Consider the following 16,815-nt stretch of genomic DNA (forward strand, 5'->3'; position numbering starts at 1 on the left):
ACCGGGGCTTTTTATTTCTTCTTTTAGTTATGGTTGGCCCACAGCTTTTGAGCAGGCCAGGTAAACATCCAGTTGGTTGTTTATAAAGCTCAAGCCGCTCAAAGATAGCCTGACCTGATCAAAGTCACTATTGGTGGTGACTAATAGCAGGCGGTGATTGCGTGCACCATTGACTTTAAATGGGGCCAGACGATACCCGCTGATGGACTCTCCAGTAGCTACTCCATCCAAGTATGTACTGATTGTGATGGTGTTGAGGTAGATGATATCCAGCAGTGGTGTGGTGTGCTCTACCAGGAAACCGACCACATGGCGTCCCTCTTTAACCGAGTGGTGGTTGATTTGAATATGGGTAGAGCCGCCCGCACCGCTGACAACTTCCATTCTGGCTGCATCAGATAGGACGCCGTTAAATACCCTTTCTACTGCAGTAATAGAACATCCATCACAGGGCTGTTCAATTCCGTAAGTCAGGTCTGCATCTACACCGTTAACGATCTCCAAATCTTCAAACGCTGCACAGGACAGGCCTGATTCGAGGTCGCAGGCGTCGCCGATACCATCGTTATCAGAGTCCTCCTGGTTGGGATTGTGAGTCTGGGGACAGTTATCGAGATCGTTTTCTACTCCGTCCCCATCCAGGTCTGCATCGCAAACATCTCCCACTCCATCACCATCAGTATCGGTTTGGTTTGGATTTGGAATCGCGGGGCAGTTGTCGACGGTATCATCAAGACCGTCATCGTCGCGGTCGTTATCGCAGAGATCTCCGGCACCGTCGTTATCGCCGTCTTCTTGCCCTGGATTCGGAATCATTGGGCAGTTGTCGACGTCATCATTAACGCCGTCACCATCCAGGTCTTCGTCACAGGCATCCCCAAGACCGTCACCGTCAGTATCGGTTTGGTCGTTTGGCGTTAGTGGACAATTGTCATCGGTGTTGTCCGTGCCATCGCCATCGGCATCGCTATCACACTCATCGCCGACACCGTCACCATCCGTGTCCGTTTGATTCGGGTTGGGAATGGCTGGGCAATTGTCTTCACCGTCGTCGTGGCCATCATTGTCGGTGTCACTGTCATCATCACAAGCGTCGCCGATGCCGTCACCGTCCTGATCGGCTTGATCATCATTTGGAATAGCCGGGCAGTTGTCGGAAGTGTCCGGGACTGTGTCGCCATCCCGGTCGCTGTCACAGACATCACCAACGCCATCCTGATCGATATCCGACTGATCGCTATTGGCAGTATCCGGGCAGTTATCGTTAGCGTTATCTACGCCGTCGTTATCGTTGTCGCCGTCGCAGGCATCGCCGATTCCGTCGTTATCACTGTCTTCCTGTAGTGTATTGCTGACATAGGGGCAGTTATCGTCGTCATTGAAGATACCGTCGCCATCGAGGTCTGGATCGCAGGCGTCACCAACTGAATCCCCGTCGGTATCTGTTTGATTACTATTGGATTCAGTGGGGCAGTTATCGGCTATGTCATCGACGCCGTCGTTGTCGTCGTCGCTATCACAGATATCGCCACTGCCATCCCCGTCAGTATCAAGTTGGTCTGAGTTGGGTATCGATGGGCAGTTGTCGCCATCGTTATCGGTGCCGTCGCCGTCCAGATCGCTATCGCAGGCATCCCCGACACCATCTCCATCCTGATCAGTTTGATCGGTGTTGGGGATGAGTACACAGTTGTCGACGCTGTCAGGTACCTGATCGCCGTCGACATCGGTGTTGTCATCGCAGGCATCTCCGTAACCGTCACCATCTGTATCTGTTTGATCTGCGTTGGGCACCAGGGGGCAGTTGTCATTTTCATTTTCAACGCCGTCATCATCGCGATCGCTGTCGCAGGCATCGCCGGTGCCGTCGCCGTCGGTATCGGTTTGATCATCGTTGGCAACGGCCGGGCAGTTGTCATTACTATCGTCTATACCATCGCCGTCATCATCGCTGTCACAGCTATCGCCTTGCCCGTCACTATCAATATCGCTTTGGTCTGAATTGGCGGTAGCAGGGCAGTTATCATCGTCGTTATCAATGCCATCACCATCCTGGTCGCTATCACAGGCATCGCCGACACCGTCTTCGTCGATATCACTTTGGTCGGTATTGCTATGGCTGGGGCAGTTGTCGACCTCATCATCGACAGAGTCATTGTCGTCGTCGCTGTCACAGGCGTCGCCAATGCCATCTCCGTCGTTATCGTCTTGGCTCGGGTTGTGGGTGGATGGGCAGTTGTCATCTTCGTTATCGATGCCGTCACTGTCCGCATCGTCATCACAGGCATCACCTATACCATCACCATCCTGGTCGGTTTGTGAGGAGTTGGCTGCGGTTGGGCAGTTGTCGTCTTGATCGTCTACGCCATCACCGTCGTCATCGCTGTCACAGGCATCGCCAATGCCGTCGCCGTCAAGGTCGGCTTGGTCCGGGTTGGATACCGCTGGGCAATTATCCTGGCCGTCGTCGTGGCCGTCATTGTCAGTATCGCTATCTTCGTCACAGGCGTCGCCGATACCGTCATTGTCCTGATCCGACTGGTCTGGGTTGGCTACATCTGGACAGTTATCCAAGCTGTCGGTGTAGTTGTCCCCGTCGCGGTCGTTGTCGCACACATCCCCGACGCCGTCGCCATCGATATCACCCTGCTCACTATTTGAATCAGCAGGGCAGTTGTCAGAATCGTTGGGGACATTGTCGCCATCCAGATCACTGTCACAGGCATTGCCTATGCCGTCGCTATCACTGTCGGCTTGGTCCGAATTTGGGGTTTGTGGGCAGTTGTCTGAAGTGTCTGGGTGGGAGTCGCCATCGTCATCAGTATCACAGGCATCACCGCTGCCGTCGCTATCTAAATCATCCTGGTCTGAATTACTAACACTCGGACAATTGTCATTATCATCATCGATACCGTCACCATCTGAGTCTGTGACGCCAGGGGGCGGGAGCAAGTCATCGGCGGCATCGCCCCGGCCTCCATCAGAACCGCAGGCACTTAAAAGCACCAATGAAAATAGTATCGCAATAAGCGAAGGTAGACGCATGGTCATAATCTCCCGAACAAAATCCATTTTTGTTATCTGTCGGACAAGCGCAGTAGACCTATAAAAAATACGCCTGCAATAAATCATTTATGCTGGCGCACTTGGACTCCGGCTTATTTTTAGATAGATGTCATTATTTTGGTTGTGCGTATTTCTAATACTAAAGTTATGGCGCACAACCGTTTATGAGTGTGGTAACTATGCGTTCTTTCTCACTAAAAGTGTGATGAATGGCGAAATTTTGGCGGGATAATTTATGGGTGATAAAGCGTGTAATTAGTGAAGACAAATTTACGCCATAAAATATAATGGAATAGATAATTTGACAGCTTGATTTGCTGTTGCTCTTGACTCTTTCTAAAGTGGAATCTGATTCTGAGCCTGATTAAGCCGCTACTAAGATGGGGAATTACCCCGCCATATCAAGTTGATTATAAATCTTGCAGGCAGGTATTTAGATCGAAGTATATTGGCTAAGGCTTTTTTAATAACACTCTTTGAAATCGCCTGGTGTAAATCAGGTGAGCCAAGGGCATCGGCATCACCTGGGTTTATAAGCTGTGAACTTTCTATTTAAGATTTAACTTCATTTCCATAAGTGATGGTTGGAAGCCAACTTTTTCATAGGCTTTTATCGCGGAGCTATTTTGAGAGTAAACATCAAGGTAGAAATCTTGAACTCCATTCTGTTTACCCCATGCAATTAATTTTTCTATTAGCTTTGAGTTAATGCCCTTTCCTCGGTGCGCTGGTGATACATACATAAATCCCAGATAAGCATGCCGCTCATGATCAAGAGATATTTTTGAGCTTCGAATCTGGGCATATCCCGTTCCAATAACCTCACCTTCGATTTCAACTACCAGAAGATATGAGTCATCAGATAGTATCAACTTTTCTATATCATAATAGAATGCTGATTCAGCTTTAATGGATGAATTGTATGGCCTTTCGGCTTCGATAAGACACTGTTCCAGCTTAAGTAAATCAGGAAGGTCTTCTATAAGTGCTGTTCTAAAATTTAACATCTTTATTTTCAGTGGTGATAGATTTGGTCATAAAAACTGCTCCAACTCTACAAAGGCCTGTATCTGACTTTGGTGTGGGCTAACAAAGCTAGACAAATTTCTATTGAGTGGCGGTCAATTCATACTTGTATCTGGCCTCTACTGCAGGCCGTGATCTGTGTGATTGCGTGAGGATAGCAGATTGTAAGTCTTGAAGCAGCTTTTGTGATTCAAGCTTTGTTTGATTAGGAAATTAGCCCAACGGTCCTTTCAATTGCCCAATACCCACTGACTACTCCAACTGGATAAATAGCGTATTTTGATTGTGTTAGAAAGTGTTGATACAAAATTGAGATCTTCCAGTTCGAGAATATCCACTGAACTGTAGATGATAAGAAAATCAAAACCAAGACAAATAATATCTGCCCCAGTTCTACACCTATATTAAAGCTAAATAATGCGGTGATTTTACTGCTGTGAGGAAGGCCTAATTCCGCTAGCGCACTGGCAAAACCAAATCCGTGAAGTAATCCAAAGCCACTGGCAACAATCGCAGGGTAGCGTCGGGTTAAACTCGTTTTACTCTGTCCATTATGCGCGTATACAATTTCTGCGGCTAACAGCATAATACTCAATGGGATCAACACTTCAACAACATCTACTCTTATGGTGAATAAGTTTAAACTTGCGAGCCCCAGGGTGAGGGAGTGGCCTAACGTAAATCCGCTAATCGCTATTAAAGTGCTTCTAAAATTTCTGGCGATAAAGACTAAACATAACACGAATAGTAAGTGATCATAGCCCTCCAATATATGTAAGAAACCTGCTTCAATATATTGTTTGACACAATCCCAAATAGTTAGGCGGGAAGGTAAATTTATCTCTAAGACCTTGGGGCTATTAAAGAGATTAATAGTGTCACCGTCTGATTTTTCAAAATGAATTAAGCTCGATAAGGCTGGATTGGCAATGGGGTATGTGATTTTTATAGTTAGGGGATTATATAGCCTTGTAAAATTGTTTGGGTGGGGGTTCCTGCATAGGTAACTCTTCACGTTGGGTCCGGCAGGCCCTGTTATCTCTGGTTGTATTTGGCAGAATTCGCCCTTTAAGTGTATCTCAGGTTCAGTGCCTGGCTGCATGATAGGCGGGATTTTCCATCGAAGGATATAGCTGCTTTCCGTGACTTCTTTTAACTCAATGTATATCGGTCTTCCGTCATGAGCGAAACTAAAATTGCTAGTTGTTGTAAGTAACAATAAGAATAGAATGGCTTTGATGATCTTGTAGGGATTTTTAGTTGACATAGGTGATATCCACAGGTACATATGGTATCGAGGCATCCCTCTCTATTCTGTAGCCTGCCAACAGCTCTTGTATCCTAAGTTGTCTGTTTTCCTCCATTTTATTTCGTCGATAATCTTCAAGGACTAAGGGGGAGGCTTCTCTAAAGCTGGGTAGACGGCTTGTTTTGTTTTCACTAACCAAAATTAGATGTAGACCATACGGAGATTCAAATGGACCGGACCAGGTATTCAATGGTAGTTGAAAGATACTTTCTGCCAAATTATCTCCGAAATGGCTGGCCACTAGATGGAGAGTACGATCTACATAATTCCGATGAAAGATAAATCTGTCTCCGTAGAGGGCGGATTCCTCGAATGGAACAGACTGCTTTATTAAGTGGTTCAAGCTCTGCTTAACAGTCTTCTCTAATTTTTCTTTAGAGTGACGTCTAAAATCAAAGAAAACATGAGTGAAGGTAATAGATGCTTCAATTCGATATTTTTCGCGATGAAGCTGGAAGTAGTTTTCCAGGTCTTCTTCACTAATATCAGTGTTACTGGAAAAGCCACCATTTACATAGTCCAGCTTTTGAATAAGGCGTCGTCGTATAATCTGATCATGCTTCTGCAGGCCTAGATTAAGGGCTTCACGGTAAAGTACTTCTTCTTTAATGTAATCATTAATCAGGTTGGACTTCTCTGGCTGAGTCAAGCCCTCCCAATAACGCCGTGCAAAACTCTGGTTAAATGTTTTTTTCTGGAATTGGAGGTGCTCAATTAGTATGTCCTCGCTGATAAGCAAGGTATCTTCATAGTTGGTTCCATTCTCCTCTATTAACAACTCTGCGACAACGAATAGCACTAAAGCGATAATAGAAAAGTGTACCAAAGGCTCCCTTTTCAGAATCTCTAATTTCCGCTGCATGAAGCTTCCTCCATTGAAACCTACAGAGAGTATTGATATCAGTATGCAAGCTACTTTTATAGATATGCTATTTGCTTGCTGTAGCGTCGAGGTATCCTATCGGTATCAGGGGGTATACCAAATTGGGGATGTATAAGCGCGCTCCTGGATAACAGCGGGTCCTTCAGTCGGTACCTGAATATTTCCATTATTGATTTCTTTTGTAGCTATCGCATCGTAGAGTGAATGGCGCGGGGTAGGGATTTGCAATACCCGAACATAGTAAAAGGCTCTTTCGTTTATATTAAACTTTGGATCTTGCCATAGGGTTGATAACTCAATGGAGCCAATGTTGTTAGTGTATTGCCCCGTTTCTCGATTTACCGTGTCCCCCACAGGCCTTAGCTGGCCTTGGTTATTAAGCGTGCGTTCGCCAGACCAGGCAACATTAATTACTTTCTCATGACTTTTTCCCGCTGCGTCCAACCAAGATTTAACCACCTGAATTCGATCCAGGTTCGCCCCTTTAGGATCTTTTGTCGCGCGTATAAGTAGCTGAATTGGTTGGTCAGTTCCTTGTGGTTTGACTAAATCACCCCCCATAGGTACTCCATGGGAATAACCTAGTTCAGCAATATTTTCAGCATCTATAGCGTGCTTAGGAAAATTCCAGCCTGCAAAGACGCGCACCTGAATTCGAGGGCCTGTAGTGGCGTATACCTCACGACGTTTAAATGCAGCGAAAAGGCTTTCTCTGGTATTTTCTTCTGCCCAAGCGGCGGCGAGTCCAGAAGCGGACATGTTCCAACCTGTAGCCTTGGTTCCGCCAATGACAGTGTTAGTTCGCTTGCTGCTTGGTACTGAGTCGTGGGCAAACTTGCCCCAAAAGTTGTTCTCCTCCGCAGTTGACATACCCGTATGTGAATCTGTCGACCCTATGAACCCCAGCTTATAAGGGTTTACACCAATTTTTTTCTGTATTTCCAGCCCAGAGCGCAAGGCGGATCGGACGAAGTCACCTCTAGCGACACGGTACGACTCCGGGTCAGCTTGTAGGTAGAATGGATAATTCTCAAAGTCTGCGAAAGGATCGTCCGGGGAAAGCGTTGAATGGGTTTCTGAGTCTCCCTTAATTTGTGTTATTTCAACCAGGGGCTCCCAGCGCATGCGTGTACGTGCATACTGGGTATCAATTGGCTCACCACGCAGAGTGGTTTCTGCAAACATATAGCCTTTGGATACATTGGAGTTGTGGGGAATCGCAATGAATTCACTGCCAGTTCGTTTAGATGTCTCATCTAACCAGTACCACAAATCTTCTGGGTACTGGCTCTGATCAGCCCCAAAAGGAAGATACTGCTTAGCTTTATCCGCCCCATCAGGGGAGACTACCACCCGGTGTAAGTTGGCCCCGGTTGGTGTTGAGCTCCATTCCCAGCCAATAAAACTGGTAAAAGTGCCCGGGTTATTATGGCGCTCTGCGGCATCGACTATTGCGCTCCATGCGCTTGTCCGGGTCTTATCCAGATCTCCAAGAACGGGCTCAGGGGGCGTGTTAGCTGGGTCCTGGACAGGGTCAGCGGGAGCTACTGTGTCGAGAGCCTTAGCGGGCAGTAACTCATTGAAAATATCCATACCTTCATTCATAGATACTTTATATCGGATATGCTGCTTGGCAAACCAGCGCATCATCGACTGGTATAAGGACATATCGCTGTCTAGCTCATCTGTCTTATTCACCACTGCCCTCATAACACCCAGCCCTTCAGCGTGATCTGAAACCACGAGAAAATCCAACGGGGTGTCTATACGTACTTTTGCATGAGTGTAGGGGTGAATAACCGGTTGTCCCTTGGCCCACCGATAAGCGGTGTCCGGAGTTGCCGAATAATTTTGGCTTAAAAAGGCATCGAATGAGTAGGAGGTATGAAGGTGCATATCTCCCCAGAAAACCTGAGTGGGCTCACTAGCTGCAACACCAAGGTGAGTGATGGATAATGTAAGCCCTACCAGACGTGCTATTCTTTTTATGGGATTTTTCATATTTCCAATTGCCAGCGTCGGCTGGCTATCTTTTAGGTGACTAGATCCTCTTAACATATCAGGATCGTTAGGATAATCTTGGTAAATAAGGAAGTGATTGATTAGATGCTAATCATTTGGCTTTTAGGTTTCTTTGCAAATAAAGCCAATCTCTTGACCAATTAGGACACACGACCATTGCAACCTGGGTATTACCTATTATTGAGGCCCTAAAACCATTCTGTTCTACCCAAGAAATTTTGCAGCGTGCAGAAATTGACCCCAAATGCATAGTGGATGCGAACCAGAGAATTCCTTTAGAGAATATGAAAAAACTATGGGGGCTCGCTGAATCTATATCAGGTGATGATTGTATCGGCCTGCAAGTCACTAAGTATGTTAATCATACAAACCTTCACGCTCTAAGCTATGCCCACTTGGCCAGTAGCTCCATCAGGGAGAGCTTACTGAGGTCTGCTCGATTCTCAGAAGTGGTTACCACCGCTATGCGAATCAATGTTCATGATGAACAGCAGCAAGTAGTAGTATCCTGGGAAAAGGTTGACAATTTCCCATATGATCCAAGTATTCATGCTATAGATGCCTTTATGGCTTTGCTAATAAAGTCCATCAGAAAGATATGCCCTGATGTGCATCATCATTTGATTTCTATTAATCTGGAGAGGCACAGACCTGCCACCCTTGAGCGGCATCAATTGATGTATAAGTGCCCAATTAACTTTTCGGCAGACATTTGTGAGATTAGATTTAAACAAGAGTTTGTTGATCGAAAGCTCTCTTCGGGAAACGATGAGCTGGTCAGAGTCAACGAGCAAGCCCTAATTGGTTACTTGGAGCGTTTGCAGAAGAATGACATAGTTAGCATGACCAGTAGAGTGCTTGTTGATCTGGTGTCTTCAGGTAATTTTTCACAAGAGGTCGTGGCCAAGGAACTTGGTATTAGTTGCCGTGGTTTGCATAGAAAACTAAAAGAAAGAGGTTCCAGTTATCAGACTGTTCTAGATGAAATACGCCAGCATCAGGCTGTACAGTATCTTAAGCAAAGCGATACCCCGATCACGTCAATCGCCTACAAATTAGGGTTCTGCGATACCAGTAGTTTTTCCAGAAGCTTTAAAAAATGGACTGGGAAATCTCCACGAGAGTTTCGGGGTAAGCATAGTAGAGATACCTCAACAGAAATATGTGTAGATTAAGAGTGATTTAATATCACAATATGTGAGAATGCCCGGCAGCGCCGACTCATATTGTCGAGTTCCTCATCATCAAATTGAAACCTCTCTATAATTGTTGCGACCTACCCAGTTATAGGGGGTCTTATTTCTGTCAGGAATTCTCTCGCTACCCATTAATTCTCCCCGCTTGCGGTCAAGTAAAATAGGAATAAAGCTGCAGCGAAATATAGGGGGACACGAATAATGCCTGCAATTCTATTTGGGCCCCACTCATCTTTAGCTATGGCTGTCTTGAACTCATTTAGAGTGAAATAACAAAATGCGCAGCCAAGTAAAAAGGAGCCTGCCCGAGTATTGAAAATGGACAGATTTAGCATCTCAGGATTCAAAAACCGGATAGCCAGCAAGCCAAGCATTGCCAGTAGGGTGGTGAGGATAATAAATTCATTAATTCCAAATGCCTTCTTGCTCATAAAATACGATATTCCAATTAGTGCGGGCTTACCGGTTTGATAAAGTAGTGCATGTCCTCGCAAGCTTGTATGGTTGCTCTCATCCGAACTTGATCTTAACGCCCCCACCGCGAGGGGATAGATAGGGCCCCACCTTGGGAGCCAATTCTAGACCAAACAAAGGATCAATTGCAGTCTAATTCCCATACTAACCAACACACTTGGCGGTAGTAATGGAAGCTAGCAGTGGACAGGCGTACCCTACACAGACAAGCCAGGGATTCCATAGGTATTTATATCGGCTCGCCGCACCTGGATAAGCGGCACTAGATTGGTGTCGTCAATTGATAGGAGCGCTAGTTCCAAACCGTTGCTTTATATCTCAATTACTCTGCAATCCCACCCCTAGCGAGTTCAATCGATACACGTATATTTCGATTGGGTTTCACTTTCTGAGATACACTACGAACATTTAGAATTTATAGTTTCACCCTATGAGTGAATTGAATTCTTAGGGGGTGTCGCATCAAAAAGTCCAATCCCTGAAGGGTTATAAAATAACACCATTACTATTCCTAATAGGATGGTTACCTAAAATCCACTGCAATATATTAAAAATACCTAAGCAATTTTGGCTGTAAGCAGAAGGGGACTTGTGGTAAGTAGCAGTATTAAAGATCTTATCTTCTGAGTTCTTTCGAGTGAGCTTAATGGAAGCACAAGCATAAATGGTTAATTTTATGTGTAACTCAGATTGTTCAAAGCGTTAAGTTAAAAAATATAGGCACAAAAATAATCTTATTGGATTCTATTAAGTTTGTTTTAGTGTCAAAGCTGCGTAAAATCAATGGATGATTATTGGTATTTTAGTCGGCGTTGATCCACCTTTTAAAACGCCGACTACCAAAGAAGTTTAGCCGAGTCAATAATTTTCTAAAAATCAGCCCCTCAAAGGAGGGCGGTATTGTGACGTAAAAGCAAGTAAAAGGCGCTGACCCAAGGTGCTCGAACACCAGGGGCCAGCTAACCAAATTGATAAGCAGACTATCAAAATGGCTATATGGATCATACGCTAGAACCCCGCTCGTCTTCAATAAACTGGAGGATATTGAGCAGTTTGGAGAGGTTCTCCAAGCTTTGGGAGCGTAGTGCCCGCCTTTTCTTCTTCTATGCCTACCGTTCTCGCGCACCACCTCATATTTCCTCAAAAAGTTACTTACAAAGCCTTCCATTAAGGGCGGCCTACAAATGGTTTGAGTCTTAGAGGAAACAAAATGTTGATCTTAAAGCGCCGGACGGGTCAAAACTTAAGGATTGGAGCAAATGTCTCAATTACCGTACTGGAAGTTAAAGGTAATCAAGTGAAGATAGGCATACTTGCTCCCAAATCCCTGCCTGTTCACCGTGAAGAAATATATATACGTGTACAAAAGGAGCGGGCACTTGGAAGAGGAGATCGTTGATAGCCCCGCTGTTGCTACGGATGTCCCAAAGCATCCGTGTCAAAACCATGGTGAGGTAGCGGTTTTGATATTGGGTGCCTTTGCTAGCGACCCCCTACTTGCTGGATGTAATCAATGAGTAAATGTTGAATTCACCTACCAATATGTCATGTCATAGATGTCCAATTTATGGGCGCCCAAGATCGTTCCAACTCAAATTAAGAGCTGCTCGACAGTATTGTTGAGTAGAGATTCATTATTGAGAGGGAGCTGCCCATGTCTGACCCGCACGATAGGTGGTGTGGGGGATGGTAGCTAGAAACTACCGGACACCCGAGTTATGTTTTTTAGCTCTTTCATAAAGACTGAAGACTATTAGATAACCTAGAGCCTGGATTACCCATACTTCAAAACCTAGAATAGTGTTGCCTATATCCAATAGCTCTTGAATGCCAAGATATATTGATACTGGCCACCAACACACAATCGCTATGGCAAATTCGATTTTATAGTACCATTTCAAATATTCATCACCATCACTTGCCATCCCAGCGTGCAGGAAAAATAGATACCCGACTATAGATACGATGATTATGAATATACTTCGCTTAACCCATTTCATTTGAGTGCCTAGGTAAACATACGCTTTGATTTTATCTGCACGTTAGCGCGTCTTGTTGAGCTATACTTTTCATGGTTAAATCGAACAAGACAAACTTGTTAAGTATCTCGATTAGTGTTTGTAATTTGACCATTTGATAGTTGTATTTCTAATAACATTACATGATTTTAGTTTTACCTTTTTAAATTCAAGTTTAGTATTAATCTTGTCCTTAGCGCTTAGAGTAATCATAATTCTGTTATTAGACCATATCATGCCAGTATTCTGAAAAAGATAAGCCTTATCATCTAAGGCTATTAATTCTGCGGTAACACATCCTTCAGGGTACTTTCTATCAGCTATTTCACGTGCCTCAAGGATAGCAGAAGCATTGATCTCACTAGATGTATCAATTTTTAGATTTGCCCCCATAGTAACCACATTTAAATTTTGGGCTGGGATAAGTACTACTGGATTGTCATTAACTGTAATTGGATTTTGATTTAGTTGTATTGTTGCACCAAAAAATATTATTTTTAGAAAGGTTGACACGGATTTATCCTGTATACACAACGCTAAAATAACCGACGACTCTAAGCCGTCGCGCTTGATTGTTTTATTAGGCCTTTACTTGAAGATATGCACGACCTCTCCAATTATGCGATCGCCGGTAACATAGCCCCAAAACCTGCTATCTGCTGAGTTGTCTCGGTTGTCACCCATAAAGAAATAGCTTTCCTCAGGTACTACAATTTCCTCCATATCACTAGCTGGACGCATTTTCATTCGTTGAATCAAATACGTGATACCATTCAATTGCTGCTCATAGACTGCTAGATGATCTGTTTCGTATAGAAGATTTGTGATTAATAAAGAGCCATTAATAGTAATGTCATTGCCTTTGATAGCAATCCTATCACCAGGTAAAGCGATCAATCTCTTGATAAAAGGAGTGTCCTTATGAGGTGGATAGAATGCATATAATTTCCCTCTCTGCATTAGATCTCTTGAAGTTATATTCCCGCTGGTTAAAGAAGCACCATACGTTCCATATGTGCGATAGCCTAACTTCTGAACAATGATGTAGTTTCCGTTATCTATTGTTGGTTGCATTGATGCGGAAGGAAAAAGAAAAGGCTCGTATAGGAAAGACCTAAATAGAAAGACTGTTGTAAAAAACGTAATATAGATGGTAGGGATGCCCCACCACTTGGAGTACCAACCCCGCTCACTAGAACTCTCAAATTTCTTTACAACAAAATACGCATGTATTGGGCAGATTAATGAAAAAATGGCCGCAAATAGAGTTTGATACTTCCAATCAAGTATAGAAACAATACAAGAAAGCAGGACATAGAGCCAAAACAGTTTTGGCCTATTTAAGTATAGAAATGTGAACGCTTGTAGGACTACACCTAACAGTACTGCAATCCATGCCTTCGGTTTCCAATTGATATTCAAACTTTCTCCTTAGTTCCGTAGGTCTAATGCCACCAGCGGTGGTTTTTGTTCCCATGTCTTAGCTTGTTAACAGCTGATGCGACGGATATCGCCATCAGCTGCGAATGATTCAAATAGCGAATCTAGTGGCTCATATATGTGCCACCGATCCACTGACCAAATCTGGAGACGGATTCCTAGCCAGTTCTTCCATCATTTTTGCAGCATATATTTCGCCTAGTAAATGAATACTAACAGTGCCTAGAACGATATATATCGAAACACAGATGCGGCTGTCTCTTTTACTCATGTTGCCTCGGGTTATAGGGAACGTCTAGAGCCCTGCGTCAAAACCAAAGTTAAGTGGCGTTTTTGATCTCGGGTGCCTTTACTTGGTACGCCCAGCATGAGCGTGAACTAATGAGGTGGAAACCTCCTGTATAAGGATCACCGTTTAATGGGTTCCATTAAATGCTAACTATTAGCGAATGGCAACTGCAGGACGTGAGGTTTTGTGGGAGGAAGTTGCCAGCAAATCTACGAGCTGACGAACGGAAACATCCTAAAAGGCTGAGCCTGTAGGTTGGGGGGATAAAAGACACCGAAGCCGGATGATCTAGCGGGCAAAGTCAATGATACAGTTGAGTATATAAAGTTTACGTTCTTATCTGGGGAAATCTGTTTAGCTTGCTGCTGTGAAACTGTCAGTGTGGCCGCTGACTCATAAGTAGGCCCAACCCGCTAGCCGCCATTGCGGGGTTAAAAAAAGGTGGTGGAACACGGCAGCGTCTCGGTCAGAAATGAATAGAGTGATTAAATAGAAGTCAGCTAACGGCATAGTAGCCAAGTGCCAAGATTTACACCTTGAACAGAGTGAAGGCCTGAACCTAAACTCCACGAATTAAAAGACCGGATTTGCCTACCGATATGTTTCCAGTCAGATAAAGTTGAGGATGGGCACTGTTATGGCACTCAACTTAGATGAGTATCTGCTCGACGCTATCGTTGGGTAGAGATTCAGCGGATAGGGAACCGGCCATTGCGGACCGGCACGATGGGTAGCGTGGGGCAGATAGCTAGAAACTACCGGCTACCCGATTTAACTGCATGCCACAAAATATTTAAATATTATTTGTATCGTTTACGGTTTCTTCAAGCATCTCTGAAAATTCTTTGGGCTTGGCCCGATAAATCACATGATCACCATTAAATGTACGAATTGTCCATTTCCGCTCTACTGCCCGATGCCAAGAGGGATCTTTAGCTCTATCGGCTTTCGACACCCCCTCAGGAATAAAAGCTACATAAGTGACATTGAGTTTTTTGGCCAGAGGATTCTTATACGATACAGGTTCCGTAAGTGTTTTTAATGGCTGCGTAACATCTCGTGGAAATTCGGAATTAATATCAATCCATGAGAAGTGAACTTGACCATTTACCACTTTATGTTCCGCAGGTATTGGCTGCCCCTCCATCATTGACATGCCATCCTCAGGTACTTTCGCGTCTAAAAATGTAACATGATGAATTCGCTCTGGAATACGATCGATAACTCCGGTGATTACCATGCCACCATAGCTATGGCCTACAAGTACCACATTTTTCAATTTTTCAAAAATAATCAGGTTAACGATATCGTTGATATGTGTAGTTAAGTTAATATCAGGAGAGGAAAGATGATGCCTCTCACCTAACCCCGTCAGTGTTGGCCTGTAGACGGTATGACCTTTAGCGCTAAGATGTTTACCAACCTCTTTCCAGTCCCATCCACCGCCTGTAGCACCATGTACCAAAACAAAGGTGTGATAATCTTTTTTTGTATCAACTTCTTCAGCAACAGTTTCAAATGTCGCAAATATTAAGAATATTACTAATGAGAATATAGTTTTCAATGAAATCCCTCTTTTTGTATTCTTGATTTTCCACTTGCAAGTAAAATTGCTAATAAAGCAGTTAACGCCTCAAGCTGCAGAGCGAAGCTTCCGATAGCCTTGACTTGGTACGCCCGCCCAGTATGGGCGTGAACTAATGGAGTGAAAGCCCCATATAGGAAGATCACCATTTAATGGGCTTCATTAAATGCTAACTAATAGCGAATGGCAACTGCAGGACGTGAGGTTTTGTGAAAGGAAGTTGCTTGCAAATCTACGAGCTGAAGAACAGAAACATCCTAAAAGGCTGAGCCTGGAGGCGGGGGGATAAAGGAAACCGAAGCCGGATGATCTAGCGGACAGAGTCAATGATAAAGTTGTGTATATAAAGTTCACGTTCTTATCTGGAGAGATCTGTTTAGCTTGCTGCTATGAAGCTGTCAGCGTGGCCGCTGACTCATAAGTAGGCCCAACCCGCTAGCCGCCATCGCGGGGATAGAAAAAAGTGGTGGAACACGGCAGCGTCTCGGTCAGAAATGAACAGCGTGATTAAATAGAAATCAGCTGACGGTATAGTAGCCAAGTGCCAAGATTAATACCTTGAACAGAGTGAAGGCCTGAACCCAAACTCCACGAATTAAAAGACCGGATTTGCCTACCGATATGTTTCTAGTCAGATAAAGTTGAGGTTTGGCACTGTCATAGCGCTCAACTTAGATGAGAATCTGCTCGACGCTATCGTTGGGTAGAGATTCAGCGGATAGGGAACCAGTCATTGCGGACCGGCACGATGGGTAGCGTGGGGGCCGGTAGTTCGAAACTACCGGTTACCCGACTTATAGCCTTAGAGCAATTTATCCAAAGGAATTCCAGTTTCAGATTCTATACGCTTGTATTCTGATTTAATGAACTCCAAGAATTGGGTTAGCTGAAGGAGGTGCTCCTCATAATCTTCTCTATCTCTAAGAGTTTCGCTATTCAGTAAGTTTTCTTGGTAAAGAACAGCGTCTCTGACAGAGGATACAAGCATTGGTGCCCACGTATTTGGTATTTCCATTATGCGGCCTCTTTGATTAATTGTTTTGCAAGCTGCAACAACTTACTTTTGAATTGAGATATCGGCATATCAAAAGCTGGCGCAATTGTATAGTGAGTCGCCTCGAACTTTGAGTTATACTCATCTTTTACGATAGCAAGACCTTCGGGAAGCTTGGTACCTTTAGGTATCTTAAAATACTCCCAACCGTTCCCTTTAGGGACGCCTTTCTCATCGAATGTACTCAGCCCCCTGGGGCGATCTTTCACACATACCCAATCTTCATTAGCCCTACGCTCAATTGTAATATCTGCCGGTCTAGGTCGACCATTAGATAGAACAAAGCCTTTCTCAACAAAGTCAAAAGGTTGTTGCCCTGATTTTTTCTTTAATGCTCTCCATAAGTCAACTGGAATTGATTTATCGAAGAAGCGATCAAGTTGATCTTTTTCTATAAGAACGTCCTTTAAAGTTGTAACACTCATTTTCTATCCTTGATTTGATGTTGATTGC

The 16,815-nt window shown here is 44.3% G+C and carries 12 protein-coding genes; 2 read left to right on the forward strand and 10 right to left on the reverse strand.

What is annotated here, in order from left to right; genetic code table 11:
• Positions 1-27: 27 nt before the first annotated feature.
• The 5 genes from ACJJI8_RS12370 to ACJJI8_RS12390 all read right to left on the reverse strand — a co-directional run bounded on the left by ACJJI8_RS12370 (position 28) and on the right by ACJJI8_RS12390 (position 8,285).
• Entirely contained in the window at positions 28-3,045 is a 3,018-nt protein-coding gene (locus tag ACJJI8_RS12370; protein ID WP_444932552.1) for a thrombospondin type 3 repeat-containing protein, read from the reverse strand.
• A 569-nt stretch (positions 3,046-3,614) separates the two neighbouring features.
• Positions 3,615-4,073, reverse strand: a complete 459-nt coding sequence (locus ACJJI8_RS12375; protein ID WP_444932553.1) for a GNAT family N-acetyltransferase — start codon at positions 4,071-4,073, stop codon at positions 3,615-3,617.
• 224 nt (positions 4,074-4,297) lie between these two features.
• Positions 4,298-5,359, reverse strand: coding sequence for a HupE/UreJ family protein (locus tag ACJJI8_RS12380; RefSeq protein WP_444932554.1), 1,062 nt, complete (start codon positions 5,357-5,359; stop codon positions 4,298-4,300).
• Entirely contained in the window at positions 5,349-6,263 is a 915-nt protein-coding gene (locus ACJJI8_RS12385) for a peptidylprolyl isomerase (protein ID WP_444932555.1), read from the reverse strand. The genes ACJJI8_RS12380 and ACJJI8_RS12385 overlap by 11 nt, the downstream gene beginning before the upstream one ends.
• A 105-nt stretch (positions 6,264-6,368) precedes the next feature.
• Positions 6,369-8,285, reverse strand: a complete 1,917-nt coding sequence (locus tag ACJJI8_RS12390) for a DUF3604 domain-containing protein (protein ID WP_444932556.1) — start codon at positions 8,283-8,285, stop codon at positions 6,369-6,371.
• Positions 8,286-8,521: 236 nt separating this feature from the next.
• On the opposite strand from ACJJI8_RS12390, the gene ACJJI8_RS12395 reads away from it, so the two are divergent.
• Positions 8,522-9,481: an AraC family transcriptional regulator gene (locus ACJJI8_RS12395; RefSeq protein WP_444935167.1), complete on the forward strand. Its 960-nt coding sequence runs from the start codon at positions 8,522-8,524 to the stop codon at positions 9,479-9,481.
• Between the two features lie 152 nt (positions 9,482-9,633).
• Here the strand turns inward: ACJJI8_RS12395 and ACJJI8_RS12400 are convergent, their stop codons facing one another.
• Positions 9,634-9,933: a hypothetical protein gene (locus tag ACJJI8_RS12400; RefSeq protein WP_444932557.1), complete on the reverse strand. Its 300-nt coding sequence runs from the start codon at positions 9,931-9,933 to the stop codon at positions 9,634-9,636.
• Positions 9,934-11,186: 1,253 nt separating this feature from the next.
• Between ACJJI8_RS12400 and csrA the strand changes: the two genes are divergently transcribed.
• A complete protein-coding gene (gene csrA, locus ACJJI8_RS12405) occupies positions 11,187-11,375 on the forward strand; it encodes a carbon storage regulator CsrA (protein ID WP_444915871.1) in 189 nt (62 codons plus the stop codon).
• Positions 11,376-12,087: 712 nt separating this feature from the next.
• On the opposite strand, the gene ACJJI8_RS12410 is transcribed toward csrA, so the two are convergent.
• From ACJJI8_RS12410 to ACJJI8_RS12425, 4 genes are all read right to left on the reverse strand, one after another.
• A complete protein-coding gene (locus ACJJI8_RS12410) occupies positions 12,088-12,507 on the reverse strand; it encodes a hypothetical protein (RefSeq protein WP_444915872.1) in 420 nt (139 codons plus the stop codon).
• A 75-nt stretch (positions 12,508-12,582) separates the two neighbouring features.
• Entirely contained in the window at positions 12,583-13,416 is an 834-nt protein-coding gene (lepB, locus tag ACJJI8_RS12415) for a signal peptidase I (RefSeq protein WP_444915873.1), read from the reverse strand.
• Positions 13,417-14,516: 1,100 nt separating this feature from the next.
• A complete protein-coding gene (locus ACJJI8_RS12420) occupies positions 14,517-15,287 on the reverse strand; it encodes an alpha/beta hydrolase (RefSeq protein ID WP_444915874.1) in 771 nt (256 codons plus the stop codon).
• A gap of 1,035 nt (positions 15,288-16,322) precedes the next feature.
• A complete protein-coding gene (locus tag ACJJI8_RS12425) occupies positions 16,323-16,787 on the reverse strand; it encodes a Tse2 family ADP-ribosyltransferase toxin (RefSeq protein WP_444932558.1) in 465 nt (154 codons plus the stop codon).
• Between the last annotated feature and the right edge of the window lie 28 nt (positions 16,788-16,815).

Source organism: Microbulbifer maximicatervae (SeqCode) (genome assembly GCF_052467695.1).

Coding starts and splice junctions, on each gene's coding strand:
- ACJJI8_RS12370 (WP_444932552.1), bottom strand. CDS start 3,045: ATGCGTCTACCTTCGCTTATTGCGATACTATTTTCATTGGTGCTTTTA.
- ACJJI8_RS12375 (WP_444932553.1), bottom strand. CDS start 4,073: ATGTTAAATTTTAGAACAGCACTTATAGAAGACCTTCCTGATTTACTT.
- ACJJI8_RS12380 (WP_444932554.1), bottom strand. CDS start 5,359: ATGTCAACTAAAAATCCCTACAAGATCATCAAAGCCATTCTATTCTTA.
- ACJJI8_RS12385 (WP_444932555.1), bottom strand. CDS start 6,263: ATGCAGCGGAAATTAGAGATTCTGAAAAGGGAGCCTTTGGTACACTTT.
- ACJJI8_RS12390 (WP_444932556.1), bottom strand. CDS start 8,285: ATGAAAAATCCCATAAAAAGAATAGCACGTCTGGTAGGGCTTACATTA.
- ACJJI8_RS12400 (WP_444932557.1), bottom strand. CDS start 9,933: ATGAGCAAGAAGGCATTTGGAATTAATGAATTTATTATCCTCACCACC.
- csrA (WP_444915871.1), top strand. CDS start 11,187: ATGTTGATCTTAAAGCGCCGGACGGGTCAAAACTTAAGGATTGGAGCA.
- ACJJI8_RS12425 (WP_444932558.1), bottom strand. CDS start 16,787: ATGAGTGTTACAACTTTAAAGGACGTTCTTATAGAAAAAGATCAACTT.